Source organism: Tangfeifania diversioriginum (genome assembly GCF_900141875.1).
GTDB lineage: Bacteria > Bacteroidota > Bacteroidia > Bacteroidales > Prolixibacteraceae > Tangfeifania > Tangfeifania diversioriginum.
In genome coordinates this window covers 80,696-103,663 of record NZ_FQZE01000003.1, presented here as the reverse complement: position 1 = coordinate 103,663, position 22,968 = coordinate 80,696, and the positions used below count along the sequence as shown (strand labels likewise).

General features: G+C 41.5%; 15 protein-coding genes. 10 read left to right on the top strand and 5 right to left on the bottom strand.

The features are described 5' to 3' along the window. The first annotated feature begins 436 nt into the window (after positions 1–436). A complete protein-coding gene (locus BUC07_RS02770) occupies positions 437–1,024 on the top strand; it encodes an RNA polymerase sigma factor (RefSeq protein WP_073165209.1) in 588 nt (195 codons plus the stop codon). Between the two features lie 2 nt (positions 1,025–1,026). On the opposite strand, the gene BUC07_RS20840 is transcribed toward BUC07_RS02770, so the two are convergent. Continuing rightward, a complete protein-coding gene (locus tag BUC07_RS20840) occupies positions 1,027–1,182 on the bottom strand; it encodes a hypothetical protein (RefSeq protein WP_175552449.1) in 156 nt (51 codons plus the stop codon). A 97-nt stretch (positions 1,183–1,279) separates the two neighbouring features. Between BUC07_RS20840 and BUC07_RS02765 the strand changes: the two genes are divergently transcribed. From BUC07_RS02765 to BUC07_RS02745, 5 genes are all read left to right on the top strand, one after another. Beyond that, positions 1,280–2,470 (top strand): FecR family protein, encoded by a 1,191-nt coding sequence (locus tag BUC07_RS02765; protein WP_073165206.1) that lies wholly within the window; start codon positions 1,280–1,282, stop codon positions 2,468–2,470. A 120-nt stretch (positions 2,471–2,590) separates the two neighbouring features. Continuing rightward, positions 2,591–6,136 carry a TonB-dependent receptor gene (locus tag BUC07_RS02760; RefSeq protein ID WP_217652629.1) on the top strand — a complete coding sequence of 1,182 codons (3,546 nt, stop codon included), beginning with the start codon at positions 2,591–2,593 and terminating at the stop codon, positions 6,134–6,136. Positions 6,137–6,154: 18 nt separating this feature from the next. Beyond that, positions 6,155–7,972 (top strand): RagB/SusD family nutrient uptake outer membrane protein, encoded by a 1,818-nt coding sequence (locus BUC07_RS02755; RefSeq protein ID WP_073165204.1) that lies wholly within the window; start codon positions 6,155–6,157, stop codon positions 7,970–7,972. Between the two features lie 97 nt (positions 7,973–8,069). Next, on the top strand, positions 8,070–8,924 hold the full coding sequence (locus BUC07_RS02750; RefSeq protein WP_073165201.1) for a class II fructose-bisphosphate aldolase: 855 nt from the start codon (positions 8,070–8,072) through the stop codon (positions 8,922–8,924). Between the two features lie 39 nt (positions 8,925–8,963). Next, entirely contained in the window at positions 8,964–10,091 is a 1,128-nt protein-coding gene (locus tag BUC07_RS02745; RefSeq protein ID WP_139279449.1) for an alkaline phosphatase, read from the top strand. Positions 10,092–10,532: 441 nt separating this feature from the next. Here the strand turns inward: BUC07_RS02745 and BUC07_RS02740 are convergent, their stop codons facing one another. Beyond that, complete coding sequence (locus tag BUC07_RS02740) at positions 10,533–10,766, bottom strand: tRNA pseudouridine synthase A (RefSeq protein ID WP_073165195.1); 234 nt, start codon at positions 10,764–10,766, stop codon at positions 10,533–10,535. Between the two features lie 960 nt (positions 10,767–11,726). Between BUC07_RS02740 and BUC07_RS02730 the strand changes: the two genes are divergently transcribed. Next, positions 11,727–13,946 (top strand): alpha-L-fucosidase, encoded by a 2,220-nt coding sequence (locus BUC07_RS02730; RefSeq protein ID WP_073165188.1) that lies wholly within the window; start codon positions 11,727–11,729, stop codon positions 13,944–13,946. Positions 13,947–14,090: 144 nt separating this feature from the next. On the opposite strand, the gene BUC07_RS02725 is transcribed toward BUC07_RS02730, so the two are convergent. After that, positions 14,091–15,869, bottom strand: coding sequence for a DUF4091 domain-containing protein (locus BUC07_RS02725; RefSeq protein ID WP_073165185.1), 1,779 nt, complete (start codon positions 15,867–15,869; stop codon positions 14,091–14,093). Positions 15,870–16,248: 379 nt separating this feature from the next. Here BUC07_RS02725 and BUC07_RS02720 point away from each other — a divergent pair, with 379 nt between their 5' ends. From BUC07_RS02720 to BUC07_RS02710, 3 genes are read left to right on the top strand one after another with little or no spacing between them, the layout of a single operon-like run. Next, positions 16,249–17,118 carry a DUF4861 family protein gene (locus BUC07_RS02720; protein ID WP_073165526.1) on the top strand — a complete coding sequence of 290 codons (870 nt, stop codon included), beginning with the start codon at positions 16,249–16,251 and terminating at the stop codon, positions 17,116–17,118. A gap of 11 nt (positions 17,119–17,129) precedes the next feature. Then, positions 17,130–18,986, top strand: a complete 1,857-nt coding sequence (locus BUC07_RS02715; protein WP_073165182.1) for an alpha-L-rhamnosidase-related protein — start codon at positions 17,130–17,132, stop codon at positions 18,984–18,986. 12 nt (positions 18,987–18,998) lie between these two features. Beyond that, positions 18,999–20,333 carry a rhamnogalacturonidase gene (locus BUC07_RS02710; RefSeq protein ID WP_073165179.1) on the top strand — a complete coding sequence of 445 codons (1,335 nt, stop codon included), beginning with the start codon at positions 18,999–19,001 and terminating at the stop codon, positions 20,331–20,333. A gap of 130 nt (positions 20,334–20,463) precedes the next feature. Here BUC07_RS02710 and BUC07_RS02705 read toward each other — a convergent pair whose 3' ends face one another. Together BUC07_RS02705 and BUC07_RS02700 are read right to left on the bottom strand one after the other, a co-directional pair. Next, a complete protein-coding gene (locus tag BUC07_RS02705) occupies positions 20,464–21,768 on the bottom strand; it encodes a DUF3472 domain-containing protein (protein ID WP_073165523.1) in 1,305 nt (434 codons plus the stop codon). A gap of 1 nt (position 21,769) precedes the next feature. Beyond that, positions 21,770–22,951 carry a glycosyltransferase family 2 protein gene (locus tag BUC07_RS02700; protein ID WP_073165177.1) on the bottom strand — a complete coding sequence of 394 codons (1,182 nt, stop codon included), beginning with the start codon at positions 22,949–22,951 and terminating at the stop codon, positions 21,770–21,772. Between the last annotated feature and the right edge of the window lie 17 nt (positions 22,952–22,968).

The following is a 22,968-nucleotide window of genomic DNA, read 5'->3' as shown; positions in this document are numbered from 1 at the left end:
CCATTTTGGCTTCGCCATTTTCTGCCATGGGCATTCTCCGAAGGAGTCCTTCGGACCCTCGGAGCCTCACAAGGGAAAAACGTTCTAATAAACTTTTGTGTTGGAAATTTGAAGTTTTGCAGATTGTTCCATCATTGCAATCTCCCCTGTTCAGGGGAGATACCGGCAGGAGAGGGGGGTGAGAAATAATTGTGTGAGACAATCTACCCTTATGGCTTCGCCCATTTCCCTTAAAAGGGAAAACAGTTCTAATAAACTTTCGATTTAAGATTTGAAATTTTGCAGAATGTTCATCATTGCGATCTCCCCGCTTGAGGGGAGAAACCGGCAGGAGAGGGGTAAAGTAACTGAACAGAAAACCATTTAATTTTTATCTAAGAATTATCTTTTTTCTATTTTAGCCTTCTGAATTGATTAATCTGATGAACCAATAAACGTGGATCCATTCGCAGACAGGGAATACTGGCAAATAATCTGGGACAAGTTCCGGGCAGGCGACCGATCTGCTTTTGAAACCATCTACAACGAATTTGTGGATGTGCTGTTTTCTTATGGTTCACGTATTACATCGGATCGGGCACTGCTCGAAGATGCCATTCAGGATGTTTTTATCGATATCTATTCCTATGGTTCAACTCTACGAAAACCGGAATCGCTGGAGTATTACCTGTTTAAAACCCTGAAACGCATCATTTACAAAAAGCTGAAGGAGAAATATCGGTTCACTCATCCCGAACAACTGGTGGAGCAATTCGATTTGAAATTTCCAATTGAGGAAGCAGAGCTGGAAGTTCAGGACGACCAATTGGTTAAGCTGAAAACAGAATTACAAAACCTCGATGTGAAAAAGCGGGAGTTGCTTTTCCTGAAATTCAACAGCGGACTAACTTATATAGAAATAGGCAAGCTGTTGGGGGTATCTCCCGGTGCTGTTAAAAAACAGGTTTACCGGTTACTGAAAAATTTGCGCAGTAAAATGGGGGGTGGAAATTTGAATTTGTTTCTCCTGCTTTCAAAACTTTGATTTTATCTTACCCATGCGCTAAGCGGATCCAAACCGCTAAGCGCGTACTGCTGATTATCTGTCATTTTCTGTTTCCTCTTTTCATCCAGTTTTGCACTTTCCGTTTTCGATTTTGTCCCAGCCACGCCAAACTCCTTGTCTTGTGTCTCATATCTCAAGGTCTTGTGTCTAATTAATATGTTCTACAACATAAAATAAAACCGTCCCTTTTTCCGTCCCCGCTGCTCTTATTTCCAAATTAATCAAATCTGTGGAATGAACTTTTACGAGCGACTCATAGAAAACCCACTGTTTTTTAAGTGGATATACCAACCCTCCGAAGAGATAAATGCCTATTGGGAACACTACCTGGAGGCCAATCCTGCACACGCACATCAAATAGAAGAAATCAAAAAACAGTTTGAAGAACACCTCAAATACCGGGAGAAAAAATTAACTGAAACAGAGAAAAGGGCACTGGCAAAACGCATTATTGTGCAACTGGAAAAAGCCGAAAAACAGAAAAGAAGGCGTCTGGTGGTACGAAATTTCATGCGTTATGCCGCGGTGGCATTTTTGTTTTTTTTCATAGGAAGTGGTTTAGTTTACCTGTACATGGAAAGCAGGCAGCCGCAACAATTTGTTGAAAATACCGGGCTGCCTGCCCAGGTACAGGAACCCATGCTCATTATTGGCGATGAGCAACAGATTCAACTCAACCAGGGGAAATCGGAACTGGACTATTCCGGCGACGGAGAAATTATTTTAAACCGGAATCAGTTGCTGAAAAAAGAGAACGAGGATGAACCTCCCAAAATGAATACGCTTGTCATGCCTTATGGAAATAGTTCAGACATTATACTTGCCGATGGCACACGTGTGTGGCTCAATGCCGGCAGCCGGCTCATTTATCCCTCCCGGTTTGTGGACAAAACACGCGAAGTATTTCTTTCGGGCGAAGCCTTTTTTGAGGTGACAAATAATAAAGAGCAGCCTTTTGTGGTAAAAACGGTAGATGTGAATATTGAAGTGCTGGGCACAAGTTTCAATGTATTGGCTTACCCCGAAGATTATTCCGTTCAAACGGTGCTGGCAGAGGGGAAAGTTGCGGTTAAAGGCTCGGGCGCTGGAATGTTTAAAAAACCAGTTCAGCTTGAGCCCGGGCAGATGGCCTATTTCAACAAAAAAAGCAAAGAAACAAGTGTGAGCAAAGTGGATGTGGAACCCTATATTTTATGGACACAGGGACTGTTCAGCTTTTCCAACACCGACTTTAACCGGATAACCAAAAAGCTGGAACGGTACTACGATATCAATTTTCAGTTTGACAATCCAATGAAGGGAACAATTCAAATTACAGGTAAACTGGATGTGACACAAGAACAGGAGGAAGTTTTTGGATACCTTGAAAAACTGACAGGACTTGATTTTATTAAAGTAACAGAGAAACAGTATGTAATAAAATAAAGGAAACCCGGAAGAAGTTTACCCTTTGAAATTAATTGGCGTTATTTCACAGGGAGGCCTCCCGGGTTGAATTAAATAATACCAGTTACTAATAGTATTAATTAAAAATCGTACAAATTTATGAAAAATGATTGTATTACCGGTTCTCCCTGTGGGGGAATCAAAAAAAAATGGGGGCGAATTATGCGTTTAACATTTTTGTTTATGGTTGGTTGCATGCTCACAGTTAGCGCCAACACCTATTCGCAAACAGCGCGTCTGGACATTAACCTGACGAACCGGACGATTACCGAGATTATGGAGTTTGTGGAGGACAACAGTGAATTTGTTTTCCTTTACAAAAACGAAGATCTGGACATGAACAAGAAAATGGATATTCAATTGCAAAATGCTTCCATTTTCGAAATTCTCGATGCGATTCTTAAAGAGCAACCTGTTGCTTATGATGTTTACGAACGACAAATCATTCTGCGGGAGAAGGACAAAACAGTCTCCGTGTCTCAATCCGTTCAGCAGCAAAGATCGGTTACCGGTGTGGTAACTGATGTTAGTGGGCAACCTTTACCGGGAGTTACAGTAGTGGTCGTTGGAACAACTACTGGCACGGTAACAAATAGTGATGGTGAGTTTTCATTAACACTACCCGAAGATGCTGAAACCCTGCAATTTTCTTTTGTGGGGATGCAGACCCAGGAAGTGCCAATAGGAAACAGAACAACCTTTACAGTTGTAATGGAGGAAGAGACAATTGGTATGGATGAGGTTATTGTTGTAGGTTACGGTACACAAAAGAAAGCGAATTTAACCGGAGCTGTTGATCAGGTAACTAGTGAGGTGTTTGAAAACCGCACTGTTACAAATTTAAATCAAGGTTTAAAAGGTGTGGTTCCCAATTTGAATATAACTCTAATGGATGGACGACCAAATCAGGCTCCTTCTTTTAATATTAGAGGAACTACCTCAATCGGTCAGGGAGGTAATGCTCTTGTATTAATAGATGGGGTTGAAGGAGATCCTAGTTTAGTAAATCCTAATGATATAGAAAGTATTTCTGTACTGAAAGATGCTGCTTCAGCCTCTATTTATGGCGCTCGTGGTGCTTTTGGTGTGGTTTTGATTACAACAAAAAATCCATCGGGGGAGAAAACAAATGTTACTTATTCAGCCAATTTTTCATTGAAAAATCCTGTAGTTTTACCTGATTATGTTTGGGATGGTTATACTTGGGCAAAAATGTTTAACGAAGCAACTTATAACTGGGAAGGATCATATCCTAGCAAGGCAAATAAAACAATCCGTTTTTCTCAAGAATATTTGGAAGAACTTAAATATCGTTCTGAAAATCCAAATGAATTTGATAAAAAATGGGAAATAAATCCGGCAAATGGTGAATATGTTTATTACTACAGCACCGACTGGTATGATGAGTTGTATAAGGACTTCACAACATCAAATGAGCATAATATTACTGTTTCGGGAAGTTCTGAAACCACAAGTTATATGGTTTCAGGCAGGTATCTTGGTCAAAAAGGACTTTTTACGTATAATACGGACGATTATTCAATGCTTAACTTCCGAGCAAAAGGATCTATCCAGATTTTTCCCTGGCTTAGAGCTGAGAATAATTCACAGTTTTCCGATATGAAATATCATATTCCACTTAATGTTGGTGAAGGAAGTGGTATATGGAGAAATATTGCTGATGAAGGAAATCCAATGTCCCCAATGTTTAATCCGGATGGAACATTAACACACACCTCTGTTTACCAGGTAGGTGATATGTGGTATGGGAAGAATGGTTATGATACCAACAAAAGAGTTTTTAAAAACACCTCTAACTTAACGGCATCATTTTTTGATGAGAAATTAAATATACATGGTGATTTTACCTTTAGAATAACCGATGACAATGAAAAAAGGAGAAGAGTCCCCGTGCCTTATTCTAAAAGTCCGGATGTAATTTCATACGTAGGTACTTCTACAAATGATTTAAGAGATATTTGGAGAGAAACAAAATATATGGCTTCAAACCTATATGGTGAATATGAAGATACTTATAATGAAATACATTATTTTAAAATCATGGCCGGATACAATTATGAAGAGTCATTGTATAAAAAATTAGAAGCGGAACGAAACGGGCTTATTTTTGAAGATGCAATTGATCTTAGTTTGGCATTGGGGGAAGATATTAATGTGGACGGCAGTTATGAAAAATGGAATATTCTAGGAGGATTTTCAAGAATTAATTATTCATATAAAGATAAATATTTATTTGAAGTGAACGGACGTTATGATGGCTCTTCAAAATTTCCATCTAATGAAAGGTATGCTTTTTTTCCCTCCTACTCTGCAGGGTGGAGAATTTCAAATGAGGCATTTTGGAACGTGCCGGAGGATCTTATATCAAACTTAAAATTCAGAATTTCATATGGTTCACTGGGGAATGGTAACATAGCTTCATATATATATCAGGAAATATTTAATATTAGCCAATCAGGAGATATCCTTGGAGGAACAAAACCACAACTAACAAGCCGACCAAGCGTATTGCCAGATGGATTAACTTGGGAAACATCTACGACTACGAATGTGGGAATTGATTTGGCGATGCTTTCCAGTCGGTTAATTTTTGTTGGAGACATGTACACAAGAAACACTACCGATATGTTTACAATTGGGAGGACATTGCCTGCTGTTTTTGGAGCAACTCCACCAAAAGGTAATTATGCTGATTTAAAAACAAATGGATGGGAAGTATCTTTAACATGGAGAGATAGATTTAATTTAGCTTCAAAACCACTTAGTTATAATGTTCGTGTGACTCTTGCCGATAATAATGCTGAAATTACCAGATACAATAATCCAGAAAAGAATCTCGACGATTATTATGAAGGTATGATAATCGGAGAAATTTGGGGGTATACCAATGATGGATTTTTTGTTGATCAGGCAGATATCGACAACCACGCTGATCAAAGCCGATTTAAAACAACTAATGCCAGAGTTATTCATCCGGGAGATATAAAATTAAAAGATATTAACGATGATGGCAAGATCGATCCTGGTACAAATCGTGTTGATAATCCTGGTGACAGAAAGATAATTGGCAACTCATCTCCTCGTTATACTTATAGTATAAACCTAGGGGCTGATTGGAATAGTTTCTTTTTCTCTGCATTTTTTCAGGGAGTAGGAAAACAAGATTGGTACCCAAGTAGAGAGGCAAGTGTGTTTTGGGGGCAATATAACAGACCTTATAACCCACTCCCCAGATGGCATCTCGATAATCATTGGACACCAGAAAATCCAGATGCATACCTGCCAAGATATGTTGGGCGTTTAGCGAATCGTTCGGATGCTATCCTTAGAGATAATCCACAGACTAAATACCTTCAAAATATTGCATACATTCGATTGAAAAATATTCAGTTAGGATATAACTTGCCATTAAACCTGATATCAAAGATTGGAGCTGAAAATGCAAAAATTTATATTTCTGGTGAGAATATTTGGACATGGTCACCTTTATACAAGAGAACGCGTGATATCGATGTTGAAAATACCGGTCCTTCTGATTTAAAATTATCTTCAGGAGGTTCTGGTGATGGATATAATTATCCAATGCTTAAAAGTTTGAGCTTTGGTTTATCAGTAACATTCTAATCAAAAAAACTTATAAAAATGAAACTACATAATATTGGATTTATAATTTTCACAATCCTTATTTTTGGTTGTGATTTAGAACAAATACCCCAAGACTCTGCATCAAAAGAATCTGTTTTCGGAAGTGAAAAGGGCCTTGAGCTATATTCTTATTCATTTTATGATTGGCTTCCTAGTGCAAATAATATACATACTGCTGATTGTATTTCAGATTATGCTGCACGAAGAGGTGCACCTGCATTACTTATGGAAGGAGCATATACTCCAACATCAGATGATGATGATAGTGCTTCTGGAAACGAGGTAGTTGCCTTAGGTGGAGATCGTGAATGGGGATGGGGACATTTACGAAATTTTAATTTTTTTATTGAAAATTGTACAACTAACGAGAATGTCTCTGAAGAGGTTAGAAATCATTATGTTGGTCTGGCAAGATTTTTTAGGGCTTTCTTTTATTTTGAAAAAGTAAAAAGGTATGGCGATGTGCCTTGGATAGATACACCACTTGATGTGGATGACGAAGCTCTTTATAAAGCGCGTGATTCAAGAGAATTAGTTATGGATAATGTTCTTGCTGATTTGAATTATGCTTGTGAAAATATAACCTTAACCTCCGATGAAACAAGAAGTTTGGTAACCAAATGGGTTGCCTATGCCTTGAAAGCTCGGGTTTGTTTGTTTGAAGGTACATTTCGCAAATATCATACAGAACTTGGTTTGCAAGGAACCTCGGGCCAATGGTTGAATGAAGCTGCAAATGCTGCTAAATTTATCATAGATGAGTCTGGATTTGAATTATATACAGGTTCTGGTACTGATAAATCTTACAGAGAATTGTTCACATCACAATCTCCTGTTGGTGATGAAATTATGATGGCAGTAATTATGGATGAAGCACTTGGTGAAACACATGCTGCAAATTGGTATTACACTAGTACAACAACCGGTGTGAGATATAATTTTATACGTACTTTTATCAATACATATTTAACCTTGGATGGAACACCTTTTACTGATGATCCGGATTATGAAACTATGCTTTTTCATGAAGAAATGGTAGATAGAGATAAAAGACTTAAGCAAACTATACGAGGAGTAGATTATCAAAGATTAAACAATGGTATCCCATTTGATGCACCACCAGATATGTTGTATTCTTATACAGGGTACCAACCTATTAAATGGAGTCTTGATGATATTAATGTTGATACACGAGATTTAAACGATAACTCAGTATCTATATTCCGATATGCCGAGGTTTTATTAAATTTTGCTGAAGCAAAAGCTGAACTTGGAACTTTAACCGATGATGATTGGTCAAAAACCATAGGTGCTTTAAGAGCAAGGGCTGGTATAACAGGTGGATTAAATATTAAACCAACAGAAATTGATCCATATTTGCAATCAAATTATTTTCCTAATATTTCTGATCCTGTAATACTTGAAATTAGAAGAGATCGTGGAATTGAATTGGCAATGGAAGGATTTCGTTTTTATGATATTGTAAGGTGGAAAAGGGGAGAATTATTTGAAATGGAATGGAATGGAATTTATATACCTGAATTGGATACACCAATGGATCTTAATCAAGATGGTGTAATGGATGTAATTTATTATAAAGAAGAACCTACAACATCCCCTTCTTATACAGCAATCCCTGTGAGTGATTTGTACGGAGGGCAAACAAATCCATATAGATTGTCAAATGAAACTTATGGGGAAATAACATGGTTAAATAATATTGAAAGAAAATGGGATGATAAGAAATATTATTATCCTATTCCTGAAACAGATAGATTAACTAATCCTAACCTTGAACAAAATCCTGGTTGGTAGATCTAAACCATTTATAATCTGATTTAAATTAAAGGCCGAATTTTTTCGACAAGATTCGGCCTTTTGAAAATAATTTGCAAACGATTAATATTTTATTATGTCATTGGTTACTTCAAAGCATTTGTTGTTAAATGCATTAAAAGGTAAATACGCAGTCGGTGCATTTAATGCTAATAATTTGGAGATGATCCAGGCAATTATTGAAGCAGCAACGATAGAAAAAGCTCCTGTTATTGTCCAATTTAGTCAAGGTGCTATAAATTATGCAGGAATATTTGCAATCAAATCAATGGTTGGTGCAATGGCAAAATATAATTCTATACCTATAGTGTTACATTTTGACCATGGCAGAACCGTTGAACAAAATATCAAATGCCTGAATAGTGGTTTTACATCGCTAATGTTTGATGGTTCAGATTTATCGTTTACTGAAAATATAAATCAAAGCAAAATTTTAACGCAAATAGCTCATTTTTACAAAATCCCGGTTGAATTAGAATTAGGGAAGGTTTTATACCAAGGAGTTGACAATAACGAAATAATAAATACACTGACCAATCCATATCAGGTTAAAGAGTTTATTTATAAAACAAAAGCTGATTCATTAGCTGTTGCAGTTGGTTCAGTTCATTCCCAATGTTCTTCAGAAACTCAACTTGATATTGATAGATTAAAAGAAATCAGTAAAGAAATACCGGAAGTTCCTCTTGTTTTGCACGGTTCATCAGGCGTAGATGAAAATAGTATTAGAGACGCAATTGCCAATGGTATATGTAAAGTTAATGTAGGGACCTGTTTAATAAAACGGTTCTCAGAGTCCGTAAAAAATTATATTCAACTAAATCCGGATGTAATTGATCCTCGTAAATATCTGAACGCTGGAAAAGAAGAAATGAAAGATGAAGTAAGAAAGAAAATAAGATTATTTGGTTCAAGTAAAATTATAAAATAATATATTAAAATTATGACGCAGAGAATAATAACTTTAATAATGTCGATTTTGATAGGATATTTTTCAATGGCACAAAATACTTATCTTAACGAAAGTGCCGATGAAAATGAAAAAATTTATCAGGGAGGTGAGACATACGATGTGAAAATTTACCCACAAAACTTCAAAAACAAAAAGCCTCAAAATATTATCTTGGTTATTGTGGATGGAATGAGTTTATCGCAACTTTATGCTGGCCTTACTGCCAATAGGGGTAAACTATTCCTGGAAAATTTCAAATATATGGGATTAGTAACAACCCATTCGGCTGACCGTTACATCACTGATTCTGCTGCCGGAGGAACTGCACTTTCAACTGGCCAAAAAACTTACAACGGAGCAGTTGGGGTTGACATTAACAAAAAACCAGTAGAGACTATTCTGGAATATGCCGATGAGAATGGGCTAGCTACCGGACTTGTATCCACATCAGCTATTACTCATGCCACACCGGCCTCATTTATTGCCCACCAGGAAAGCCGGAACATGTATGAAGAAATTGCTGCCGATTTTCTGAAGACGGACATTAATGTGTTTATTGGCGGTGGCTACAAGCATTTTACCGAACGTAAAGACGGTCGAAACCTGGTAGAAGAACTTAAAGAAAAAGGTTACCAGGTGGAAAAGAATATCAACACCATAAAAAGCATTAAAAAAGGCAAACTTGCCGGGCTTACAGCTGCCGAACACAACGGACGAATTGACGAACGTGGCGATATGCTGCCTGTTGCTACTAATACGGCAATCAATATTTTAAACAAAAACAAGAAAGGGTTTTTCTTGATGGTGGAAGGTTCTCAGGTTGATTGGGGCGGCCATGCCGGAAGCACCATTTACGTTGTGGAAGAAATGCTCGACACTGATCGCGCAATCGGAAAAGCGTTGGAATTTGCAGCTCGAGACAAAGAAACTCTTGTTGTTGTTACTGCAGACCATGAAACCGGTGGAATGACCATTCTGGATGGGAATTTAGAGACAGGCATGGTAAAAGGTGAATTTACAACCGGTGGACATACCGGTCTTATGGTCCCAGTGTTTGCTTTCGGACCCGGTGCCGAAGAGTTTATTGGGTTTATGGATAATACAGATATTCATGCAAAGATGAGAAAGTTATTTTTGATAAAATAGTTGATTTTTTAAACTTAAGAGAAAGGATAAGGGGGTACCCCAGAAATAAATTCTGTGTTACTCCCTTGTCCTTTCCTGTTGTTATCCTCTTTCGTACTGTTGGGATTTTTCTCGTTCTGTTACATTTTTCCGTAACGCGAGTTGGCATCTTGGGTTTCCTGTTAGTCAATTTGTTTTTCCGGCAGGTAAAATGCGGCTTCCAGTTGCACTGGAAAGGTGAACCCAGGAACTGGAAGCCGGTTTTTGTAACAGGATTTCCTTGCTGGTTAACAGGACGGACCAAAACGTAACAGGGTGCTGTTACATAGTCACTTCCGGCTCATCATCGCTTTTGCTGCGGTTGCGTTTGCGCCAGTATTCGCTGGTGTAGCCCCTGTAGCGGTTCCGGGATGGATTTTCCCAATTTGACTATTCAGTTTGTCATTGAAGGATTTGAGTACTCTAATCTTCATATTTCCTGATGGTCGATTCAAGTTCTTCGTCGAGTTGATTGAGGCTTATAAATTCTGCAGTTCCGTTTTCTATTTTTTCCAGTTCTTTTTTGAGGTATTCCTGAATTGAAAAATATTCATCGTTTTCACTGATTACTTCAATCTCATTCTTGCCGAAGCGTTTCAGAAACCACATTAGTTGTTGAAAAATACTATCATTTACCCGTAACCGAATTGTTTGCATGACAATTTTTTTTCAAATATAACGATAATTGCTTTTATTTTTGGATTTTATTAAGATTATCACCTGTCATCTGAAAAAGCTTCTTGTCGTTTATTTTCCGTCTTTTATCTTCGGTGGCACTCTGCTCTCTTTGACCCCCGACCTTATCAACCTTATTCATTTTAGAGGATTTAATAAGATGAATAAGGTTTGGGGGGAGGTGGGGCAGCGGAGTTTTACTAAGGTTTGGGAGTTGGGATAAGGTTTTCTGAATTTTATTTAACCGGTTTAACGCCGTGTTCAATCGCATACGCTTCAATTTTGTCCAGTTCGGAAAAATCGATAAATGTATTATAGTTTTCCACCCGAAACCGGATTGATGACTGCGGATAATATGCTGTAAAAAGTTTTCATTTTAGTTGATGTTTATCTTTTAAAATGGCTATGAAGGTATAAAAATGAGTGGATTCAATGGATTGACTTCATGGCTTTATACCTATTTAGATATTGGTCTTCGATGCCGGAGGTATCGAATGTTTATAGAAATTGACGGTCTTTTATTTTGTTCGACCCCGGCCGAATTATAATTCTCCCCAAATATCCATCTATAAACATGTGAACCCTCTGGGTTCTTGCTATTCAAAAACCTTATTCCCCGTTTTCAACCTCAGTAGAATGATGTCACCACCGAAAACCGACCTTATTAACCTTATTCTTTGAAGGGGATTGAATAAGGTAATAAGGTTTGGGGTGCATGGTAGCAGTTGGTTTTACTAAGGTTTGGAAGTTGGGATAAGGTTAACAATATATTCTGAGCGTTTTTTGATATTGGTTATCCAGTAGTCCTGAATTATATCATTAATGAAAAGCTGTTTCCTACTGATTAGTTAATGCCATTCAATATGATAATAAAATCCCTTAATATTTCCCCCAACTTTCTTATGTTTACCCCTGATTTACGGAAAATAAAGTAATAGGATCATGAAAAACTTATTCAATAAAATTACATTGATATTTTTTGTTGCAGCTATGGCAACGGCCTGCACTAACGAAAACAGTGAATACTATACACAAACTGTGGAAATTCCGGACGGATATACCGTGGAACAAAAGATTGAACTTTCCGGAAAAGTGCTGCCCCATCCGCGTCAGATGCTTTGGTGGGAAGATGAATTCAAGGGATTTATCCATTACGGACCAAATACCTACAGCGGCAGGGAATGGGGTACCGGATTTGAAGAATCCGACTTGTTTCATCCCACCGGATTGGATACCGACCAGTGGTGCGAAATGATGAGCGCCGCCGGTATTACCCGTGTGATCATGGTTGTGAAACACCATGATGGTTACTGCCTTTGGCAGACCAGATACACCGATCACTCGGTGGTTTCATCAGACTGGAAAAACGGCAAAGGGGATGTGTTGAAGGAACTGGCCAAATCGTGTGAAAAATACGGACTGCGGCTGGGGGTTTACCTCTCACCTGCCGACCTTTATCAGATTGAATCTGACGGCGGTTATTACGGCAATGACAGCGAATTTACCGAACGTACCATTCCAAGGAAAGTAGAAGGCCGCCCCTTCAGCGATACCAGAAGTTTCACCTACCTGGCCGATGATTACAACGAATATTTCCTGAACCAGCTCTTTGAACTTTTAACCGAATACGGCCCCATACACGAAGTCTGGTTCGATGGCGCCAATCCCAAGCCCGGCACAGGCCAAACCTATAATTATGAGGCCTGGTACGATTTAATCCGGCACCTGGCACCTGATGCCGTTATTTTCGGGAAAGGGCCCGATTCCCGCTGGTGCGGAAACGAGGGCGGAAGAACGCGAGAAGATGAGTACAACGTTATTCCGCTTGAAGTATCACCCGATAATTTTGACTGGCCGGATATGACCAATGAAAACATTGCCGGACGCGATAAAATTACGGAAGAAACAAAATTCTTCCACTACTACCCGGCCGAAACGAATACTTCCATCCGGCATGGCTGGTTTTGGCGGAACGACGAGGAACAGCAGGTAAGAAACGTTGATGATGTTTTCGATATTTATGAGCGGTCGGTTGGCGGCAACAGCCAGTTTCACCTGAATATCCCTCCCAATACCGAAGGGAAATTCTCGCCACGGGATGCTGAAGTGCTGAAAGCAGTGGGCAAGAAAATTCGCAATGTTTACGATTCTGATCTGCTTGCAGGGGCAAGCGCTTCCGAAAAAAACGTCCTCGATAACGATAACAGTACGTGGTGGCAGGCTGCCGGTAAGCAGGCATCCCTGGAGATTACGCTCCCGGAGCAAAGAAAAATCAACCGGTTTATGATTATGGAAGCCATTGCCAACCGGGGAGAGCGGGTGGAAGAGCATTTTCTGGAAGCCCGGATTGACGGCCAGTGGGTAAAAATTGCCGAAGGAAAAACCGTTGGGCACAAGCGTATTCTTCGGTTTCCGCCCGTTGAAACCGATGCGTTCCGGCTAACCATTGCCCAATCGAGGCTTGCTCCGGCCATTGCCCATGTTTCGGCGCACTATTACGACGAACCACCCAAACCTGTGGTTATGGATAGAAACAGCGAAGGGATGCTCAATATGGGGGTTGCCAGTAACTTTGTGTGGCGTTCGGAAAACACGGCGGATCAGTCACAGGATATTTATTATACTGTTGATGGCACGGAGCCTGATGAACAGTCGGTGAAATACACCGAACCCTTTTCTTTACCAATGGGAGGCCACGTTAAAGCCCGCTCGGTTGTTGAAAACAGGATGGGGCCGGTAACTGAAAACAGGTTGGGAATACTGCCTGAAGGATGGACTGCTGTCGATTCAGAGGGAAAGACCAGCGAGCCCGCAAGGGTTTTGGATGGCAACCCATATTCGGGGTGGACATTGGAGACAGGCGCCGGGGCACCATTTCTTTCGGTTGACATGCAACAGGAATATTTGGTTGCCGGTTTCACTTACCTGCCGGCAAGAGAAGGCTTTATTGAATCATTTAAAGTGGAAATCAGCAATGACGGACAAAACTGGACTACTGTTCAGTGGGGCACTTTCGGAAACATAATAAATGACCCGGGCCAGCGGGTGGTGCTTTTCGATAAGCCGGAAAACGCCAGGCACTTCCGGTTGTCGGAGTTGACAGCTCCCGGCAGTCATAACCGCGTGGGAGCAGGCGAATTGCAGATTCTGTCCGGGGATTAAACAAAATTTCGAAACGGTCCGGAAAGCTTAGCTAATGTTAAAACTATGAACCGTAATAGTAACTTATTGCGGTTCATAGTTTTTTTACGAAGTATTGGCTGGTAATACAGTTCAGCACATGATTTAGCTATTTGGTGACAAAGCTTAGTTCACTTCTGAAACCTGATTGATAACATCTTTAGCTTCCATAACCAAATCCAGGGCACCATCGGTTTCAAGCGAAGCAATTTGAAATTTATTCAATACATTATTTAATTGCTGCAGTCCCTTTTGAGCTTCTGCATTGTTCTCTTCCGTAAGCTTTTTACGCAAAATATGTATCTTTTCAAAATCCTGAATTCCTTCGCGTAGCTTTTCAAAACGAACCGACGATTTTGAATCGGGATAAACAAAAAAGGTGTCACCGGCAGGCCAGGTCCTGAAACGTGTGTCGTGCATCGGGTCTTCAACCCACGAGTTGTATGCCCAGCGTAAAAATCCATCCAGGTTTTGCGCAGCTGCATACCAACCTTGCCAAACTGCCTCCGATGGTGGCGAGTAGGTAAAATTGTTTGGCCACGGAACACTACAACACACGTAAAAAGTAGTTTTTTGTCCATTTGCACGGCGTTGTTCCAATACTTCATCAGGCAAAATATGGCGCGATTCAACACTTAAATCGTACACCTGTCCCGACATTCCCGGATTGTAATTGGCAGCCGATGTTACTTTCAATCCTGCATATTTGTCAATCAGTTCTAAGGCACTCATCATATCTTTCATTGGTCGCTCGTCCATTGCGATTGTTGTAATGTCATACAATCCTTTTTCCTGCAGATGCGCTTTAAAATCTTTTAGAAACGGAATCCAGTAATCGGCATATTCTTTCGATGTTGCCGTTGCAGTAATAAAAGTATTCGCTCCACTTTGTTCGTCGAAGTAGTGCAGCTGATTTCCCCAGGGAATTAAAGTATAGCAGTTAATTTGCTGGTTTATACCGAGGTCCATCATAAAAGCTACCCATTTATCGAATACAGTGTAGTCAAATTCCCAGCTTCCGTCCTTTTTAAGCGTCCGCTTTACCATCGACTCAAAATGATCGAAGGTTTGTCCTCCCCAGGGTTTATGCAAAATAGAAGCAGTTAAACACTTTTGTCCTGCATTTGCAAGCATGGTGTAAAGCGGTTTCATTTTTTCGAAATGGGCATCCGACCACAACTCCACATCATGAATACGTGCTACAGCAAACGGGTTTTGCCATAAATCGAGGTGAAATTTCCAGTCGGCCGGGTTGGGAAGTGTATGCTCCTGTACGTTAACCGTGAGCGAAAGTGTTTCTACTTTTTTTCCGGCTACCATTATGTTAACTTTGCCCGTGTAAGTGCCGGCTTTTGTTTTTTCCGGAATATCGATGTTTAACCAAATTCCACGGGCCGATTTTTCGCGCATGGTGTAAACCGGTGTTGGCTCCAAACAATCGGCTACTAAATGGGCAGTTTCGGGCGATTTTGTTTTGTGGCCGCAACCTCCTAAAAATTCATCAGAAATTACATTCCGAACAAAATAGTATTGAACTGCCGAAGCATTGATTTTATCATCCAAACTTTTTAAATCTGTTATTTCAAGCGATAAATCTTTTACTGAATCTTTGCTCCAGGCTATCAACTGGGCGTTTACCCTTTCGTTTTTCCAACCTGTACAGTTGAGATTTTTGTCAGCTTTTGTTTCAGGAATATATTCTTTATGATAGCGTGAATTGCTGCTTCCCCATGCAACCTGGACTCCCGGCTCAATGGATTGCCAATCTTGCAGGGGCTTAACATTTTGGGACGCTTCAGGCTCGTCAAAAGTTATGCCTGTGTACTGGTATTTTGCCGATTGTTGGCACGAAACAATGAAAACAGTGAGCAATGTGATTGAAATAAAATTTTGAAGAATTTTCATAGTTATTAATTATTTTAAGAAGTAACGAAAATAGTAAAGTTTATTGAAGTAGAATATGTAATTTTCGGCCGTTGTAATTTTTTTATCAACATAAGTGATAAATATTCTTCATGAATTGAACAGGCTAAAGCCTTTCCGGATATTCAACTGCATTCTGCAAGCGGAGCCTGAATCTGAATTTCACCTTGAGTCCTTCCTGAACCCATTTCCATTCTTCTTACTTTTTTTGTAAAATTGTAGCATATTCAGCTACTAAACCTTTTTTCTTGTAGATTATGACCAAGCAAATCAACAAACCAATTCCCTCCGCTTTGCCACATCCCATTTATCTTTTTTCGTTTCGACTACAATCCTGAATTAAAAACCTAAATGAATGATAATGAAAGCGACAATTTTAATAGTATGTATTTTCCTGGGGCAGATTTTAGCGGCTCAAAATAAAACAGATGTAAGTCTGTTTTTAAGAAATGACAGCGCCAACTATCTGAATGAAATCTCATCCGAATCGGGCGATTTGTTTAATGCATTAGGGCATCATGGTCCGGCTATCGAAAACGAATGGCTGGGGCTGCGGATATATTTCGACCGGAAGGCTGCCATCGATGTCTATTCTAAAACAAAGCCCGGGCTTGAATTGCAAAAAGCCAGGTGGTATCCCACACCCGAACAGCAAGCCAACGGCTGGGGAGCTGATTATTACAAGGCCGGTACCACTGTCGGGCTTGGCGGTATCCGGCTCTGGGACGGAGAAAATGTGGTTCCGCTTCATCCGGTTTCGAAGCGTTCTGTCAGGGTGGTAAAGGAAGGGACGGTTTCATTTATGGAGATGCTCTCCGAAGACGTTCCTTACAAAAATCAAGAGGTTGATATTCTTGTCAGGGTAATCGTTTATTCCGGTGTGAGAAAAGCAAAGGTGGAAGCATTTGCGTTATCGGATGATGACGTGCAGTTTGTTACCGGCATTAATTACCACGAAGGCCAACAGATTGTGGTTGAAGACAACCGCATCTTTACCTGGGGGCTGCACCCGGAAGATGTAGCGGCAGAATCGGTAGGATTAGGTGCAGCTATATTATTTAATCCTGATGATTTTGAAAAGAAAATGGATGACGGAAAAGCGCATTTGTTAATTGCCAACCCCGGGAAATATATCAGCTGCTGGATTTCGTCGGCCAATGCCAAAGAGCCGGAAATCAACACTCTGGAGAAATTTATGGATTTCCCGGAAAATGTACGTTCAGTTAGATAATTAATAAAGCAATGAAATTTAGCAATTTAACAATCAAAATCCTGGGCCTTCTTTTCGTTTTTGGAAGTTTTTCATTAAACGCACAAAACGACACCGTGGCAGGCATCCCATTTAATTATGACGAATCGAAAACCGGTCTCACTCAACTTCCACCCGTATTCGGACCGGAATACGATGAAATTACCCGGAAAGATGAGCTGACCCGTGTGTTTATTTCGCCGGTGAATGTGATGTGGACTTCCGACGATACGGGAGAACTTGTATCCAATACCGAAGTGCTGTTACAACCCGGAAACAGCCAGTCGGATATGAGCCCGATTACAGAATTTTGTTCCATGAAAACCACAGAATCGGATACCTCTTCAATCCTGCTGGATTACGGCAAAGAGTTGCACGGCGGCCTGCAATTGGTGATGGGCGGTTCGTCGCGGCGAGAGCCGTCGCTGGTGCGCATCCGGTTTGGCGAGTCGGTGGGGGAAGCCAACAGCGACACCTATAATTCCGACTGGCTCATGGGCTTTTCAACCGACGACCACGCCAAGCGCGATATCGTCATGGAGATTCCCCGTTCGGGGTTGATTGAAATCGGGAACACCGGCTTTCGTTTCGTGCGTATCGACTTGCTTCAGCCCAACACCACCATCAACTTGAAAGAGGCACGTGCCATCTTGCGGTACCGCGATATTCCTTATCTCGGCTCGTTCAAAAGCAGCAATCCACGACTGGATTCCATCTGGCTAACAGGCGCTTACACGACACATTTGAACATGCAGGAATTTTTGTGGGACGGCATCAAACGCGACCGGCTGGTGTGGCTGGGCGATTTTCATCCCGAGCTGAAAACCATCAACACCGTTTTTGGCTACAACGAGGTGGTTCCCAACAGCCTCGATTTGGCCTGCGAGCAGTATCCCCTTCCGCAATGGATGAACGGAATGAGTAGTTATTCCATGTGGTACCTGATTATTCATCATGACTGGTACATGCAGAATGGGGATATGGATTTTCTGAAAAAACACCGCAATTACATTGTGGGGTTAATCGATTTGATTGACTCCAAAATAGCAGACGACGGAACCGAAACACTCAGCCCGTTTCGGTTTCTCGACTGGCCTTCTACACCTAACACCGAAGGAGTTGAAGCTGGTTACCGGGCGCTGCTGGTTTGGGCACTGGACGATGCGCGGAAACTTTGCGAGATTCTTGAAGAGCCGGAGTCGGCCGCCACCTGCGTTTCGGCCATTGAAAAACTGAACCGGAAAATAAAAGGGCACAACGATCTGAAACAGGCTGCCGCACTCATGGCCAGGGCGGGAATTATGGATCCGGAAAAGGCCAGCAATGAAGTGGTTGCAGTTGACGGTGCCAAACGCTTTTCCACTTTTTATGGATTGTACATGCTCGATGCGCTTGCCATGGCCGGGATGCACAACCAGGCTTTGCAAATCATCAGCGACTACTGGGGAGGAATGCTCGACATGGGTGCTACCACGTTTTGGGAAGATTTCAACATCGAATGGATGGAAAACTCGGCAAGGCTGGATGAATTTACGCCCGAAGGCAAGAACGACATTCATGGTGATTTCGGAGATTACTGCTATCCCAGTTATCGCCACAGTTTGTGCCATGGCTGGGCTTCGGGGCCAACATCGTGGCTTACCGAAAATGTATTGGGAATTACTATTGCTGAACCGGGTTGCAAAACGCTGAAAATTGAGCCTCACCTGGGCAGCCTGCAATGGGCAGAGGGCACTTTCCCAACGCCTTACGGTGTGGTAAAAGTGAAACACACCAAACTGGAAAGCGGTGAGATTGAATCGGAAATCGAGGCGCCCGAAGAAATTAAAATTCTCAGAACAAACCTTTAAAATGAATCGATTATGAAACCTGAATTGAGAATAGCATTTTTGCTGATTTTTACAACACCCTTCCTGTTCTCCTGCAAACAGGAAATAAAAGAGACGTTCCCCGACGGAACAGAAATTCCCGAATGGTTTTTCGACTCCTCCAAAATTGATGTTTCAGAACTGGGGAAAATGTATTCTATTGCTGATTATGGTGCCGTTTCGGATGATTCCACCATGAATACACGGGCCATCCAGCAGCTTATTGACAACGTTTCTGCTGACGGCGGCGGTGTCATTGTGGTGCCCGAAGGAACCTTTAAAAGCGGGGCACTCTTTTTCAAACCGGGAACCCATTTGCATGTTCAGGAAGGCGGAATGTTGAAAGGTTCTGACGACATCTCGGATTATCCCATCATGGAGTCGCGGATGGAAGGACAAAACCTCGACTATTTCCCGGCATTGGTCAATGCATACAACGTTCCGGGCTTTACCATAACCGGCAAGGGAACCATTGACGGCAACGGCAAAAAGTTCTGGGAAGCATTCTGGCAGCGCCGGGAAGAAAATCCGCAGTGCACCAACCTGGAAGTTTCGCGTCCGCGACTTGTTTTTATATGGGGCTGCGACAATGTGCAGATTCAGGATGTCAGGCTGCACAACTCCGGGTTTTGGACCACTCATTTGTACCAGTGCAATTTCGCCAAAATTCTGGATGTGCATATTTTTGCGCCGCGCACACCCATTCTGGCTCCCAGCTCCGATGCCATCGACCTCGACGTGTGTTCCAATGTACTCATTAAAGGTTGCTACATGTCGGTCAACGACGATGCCATCGCACTTAAAGGCGGAAAAGGCCCCTGGGCCGACGAAGACCCCAGCAACGGGCCGAATTTCAACATTTTGATTGAAGACAATTCGTTTGGATTTTGCCACTCCGTGTTAACCTGTGGCAGCGAGTCGATCCACAACCGAAATGTTTTGTTGAGAAATTGCGAAGTGGAAGATGTGGCACGGTTGATTCACCTGAAAATGCGCCCGGACACCCCGCAGAAATACGAATACATTACCATGGAAAATATTGAGGGCAGCGGACGAAATTGCATCTACATAAATCCGTGGACACAATTTTTCGATTTGAAAGGACGTGAAACACCACCGGCTTCTGTGGCTGAAAATATCGTTTTCAGAAATATTACAATGGAAGTAAAAAGTTTCACGGATATCGGCATCACTGAAAATGACAAACTGAAGAATTTCACTTTTGAAAATTTGGACATTGAGGCAGAGGAAATAAAATTTGATCCCTCGCTTTTTGAAGGCCTTGTTTTAGAGAATGTTATTGTGAACGGAGAACCATTGGGAAATTAAAGAATTTGAAAAAAAACAGAGTCAATTTTATTTTCTGAAAAAGCGGTGATGAACATTTTTTCAGCTATTTAAACCTTGAAGGTTTCGAAACCTTCAAGGTCTAAATAAATGCAATTCGTAATCATTCAACTTATGGCAATATACTGAAATCGATGTCGGGTGCTTCATTACTTTTTTCCCGTTCAAAAAACGAATCGATGGTTGTGGTTTCGCTGAAGAAGCCGCAGTTTTTCAGGAAGAAAGCGCTGTTTTCGGCACCGCCGGCATAATCGAGCCGGTTCCCTTTTCGTGCCGTGTTATCGGCTGTAAATTTCATTTCAGTGATTTCTGTCCACTGGTTACTTTCATCGTAAAACCACTGATTGGAGTAGAAGCCTTTGCGTTCCAGGTTTCCGGTGGCAGGAATAAAATTTTCGAGAAAGGAGTGCAGGCGGGTTAAATGCGTATCGGTTTTGGGCCTTCTGAAGCTGGCAATCAGCCGCCATTCATTTTCCTCGGGGGCAAAAAACCAGGCGGTGAAATCGGTTTTCCCGTTTCCGGTTGGTACACCTTTCAGCAAAAACCGGTACGTGTTTCCGGCTTTCCAGTTGTAACGCAGAAAGCTTTGTCCGCCCGAACCTTCATTCCCGAACTCGCCGGTGTAAACGTCTTCTCCTTTTTTCAGCAATACGATCCTGTCTTCTTCGGGAATCTCTTCAGGGTTATCAGTTTGAAAAGGGCTCCAAACCGAAAACAGGATTCTTCGTTCGGTGGGCGAGTTTACCTGCATGCCAAAGTATCCCTGGCCAAATCCGCAGGCCATAAAATACGAACCCATCACATCGTTATTTTCAGGCACAGTCACTTCATTATAAAAATAGCGGATGTTGTCAGCATTTTCGGGTAACTGGTAGTTCAGGTGAACCGAGGGACCGCGGCGCCCCCAGTAAAATTCGTCTTTCACAAAATGAACCTCGCCCTGGGTGGCCTGGCCGCCAATTAAAAACGATTCAATTTCGGGGAAGTTTGCCGCTGTTTTTTCAACGCCTTCAATTTCAATAAAATGATAGCCGGACTCAGCTATTTCCACGGTGCCAATGGCAATGGTATCGGAATCCGTGTTATTGACTTCAATATTTTGAGAAAAATTACCGCACGAAACCTTTATGGTTGATGAACCTCCAGGGGAACTGGCAACCATCCCGAGGTGGAGTTTTCCGGTGTTTTCTACCCTGAAATAGGTGCGGATTTTTACATCCTCATCCGACCAGCTTTGAATGTCATTCGGCAGAATCACTTCCTGGTTTTTAGATGAACTGTGAATTACCCAGCTGTTTCCGGATGGGTGAATTGAATAGGAATAGCTGGTTTTTTCCGCTGTTTGCGATCCGGTTTCACAGTTGGCAAGCAGTGTGATAATTAAAAATAGTGTTGCAAGTAAATTCAGTGTTTTCATTTTATCGAGATTTTTTAAGTTTTTCAATTTGTACGTCGAGACTGGCTTTTGAATAGAAATGTTCGTGGCTGAAATTCAAAAATTTTAAAATTTTAAATGCATTGAATTTCTGAAAGAAACGGGTTTGAAATGATTGAAGCGAAGAGCAGTTTTGGTTTAGATCCCTGATTTCTTCCCAAAAATTATCCTCAACCAAAAAATTGCCCACCGGCAAGGGGAGTTTCATCAGGAAAAGTTTGTAATCTTGTTTTTCAATCAGGAAGAGTTGGTCCTTTACATCAAAAAAATCTTTCAAATCAGCGAAGGCTTCAAAGTTGTAGGTTTGCGTGAGATCTTCCTTCCCGTCCATCCATTTTCGAAGGATGGGGCCCGTGCCAAAGGGGACGCGGTCAGACAATCGTGCAGAAGGAAAAACTTTTGTTGTAGTGATTTCGCCAACCGGGCCTATTGGAGCCAGGTTTTGCAGGAAATAAAAGTCTTCGCCTGCCTGCCGGCGGTTCATTCCGCCCCGTTTTACATACGCCCCGGCAGTGACCGCAAATGCCGAACCCACAGTAAACATGGGGTAGGGGTAGCCGGTGTATTTCAGCGCTTTTTTATAGTACCCCATGTATTTTTCGTACAGCCTGATTCCTTCGAGGTGCTTGCCTTTCAATCCTTCAGTTTGATGGGTGAAAGCGATGGTTGCACCGGGTGTTTCAGGATGGCTGCTGAAATAATTTTCAATTTCAACCAAGTAGTTGTTTTGCACCAGGGTATCGGCATCGAGCGAAACGAGAATTCCATTCGGTTTGTTCACTTCGTTGAAACGTCTTACGGCTTCGTCCATGCCGCTTTTTCTTGCCAGTCCGGCGCCGGCCCACTTCTTTCTCAGTTCAACGGGGCCAACTGCAAAAAAGGTAATTTTTTCGGTATTGTTTTCAGGAATCCACTCCTCAATTTGTTGCTTTGTTTGCGCATTAAATTTCCGGATTTCTTCGGAAGCTGTTTCAGCATGATTGATGAGCACGATGACTTCAACATTTGATTTTGGTGGTTGACAATGTTTCAACGAATTGAGCGTATCCAGAATTTGAGGTTCGCGGAAACAGGGGATGACAATGATGATGCCGGTATTATTGGTGGGGGATTGCTGGATTAGAGCTTTGTTGTTATTTTTTTTCAGGTACCGGCTGGCAAACATACTTTTTAAATTTTTTT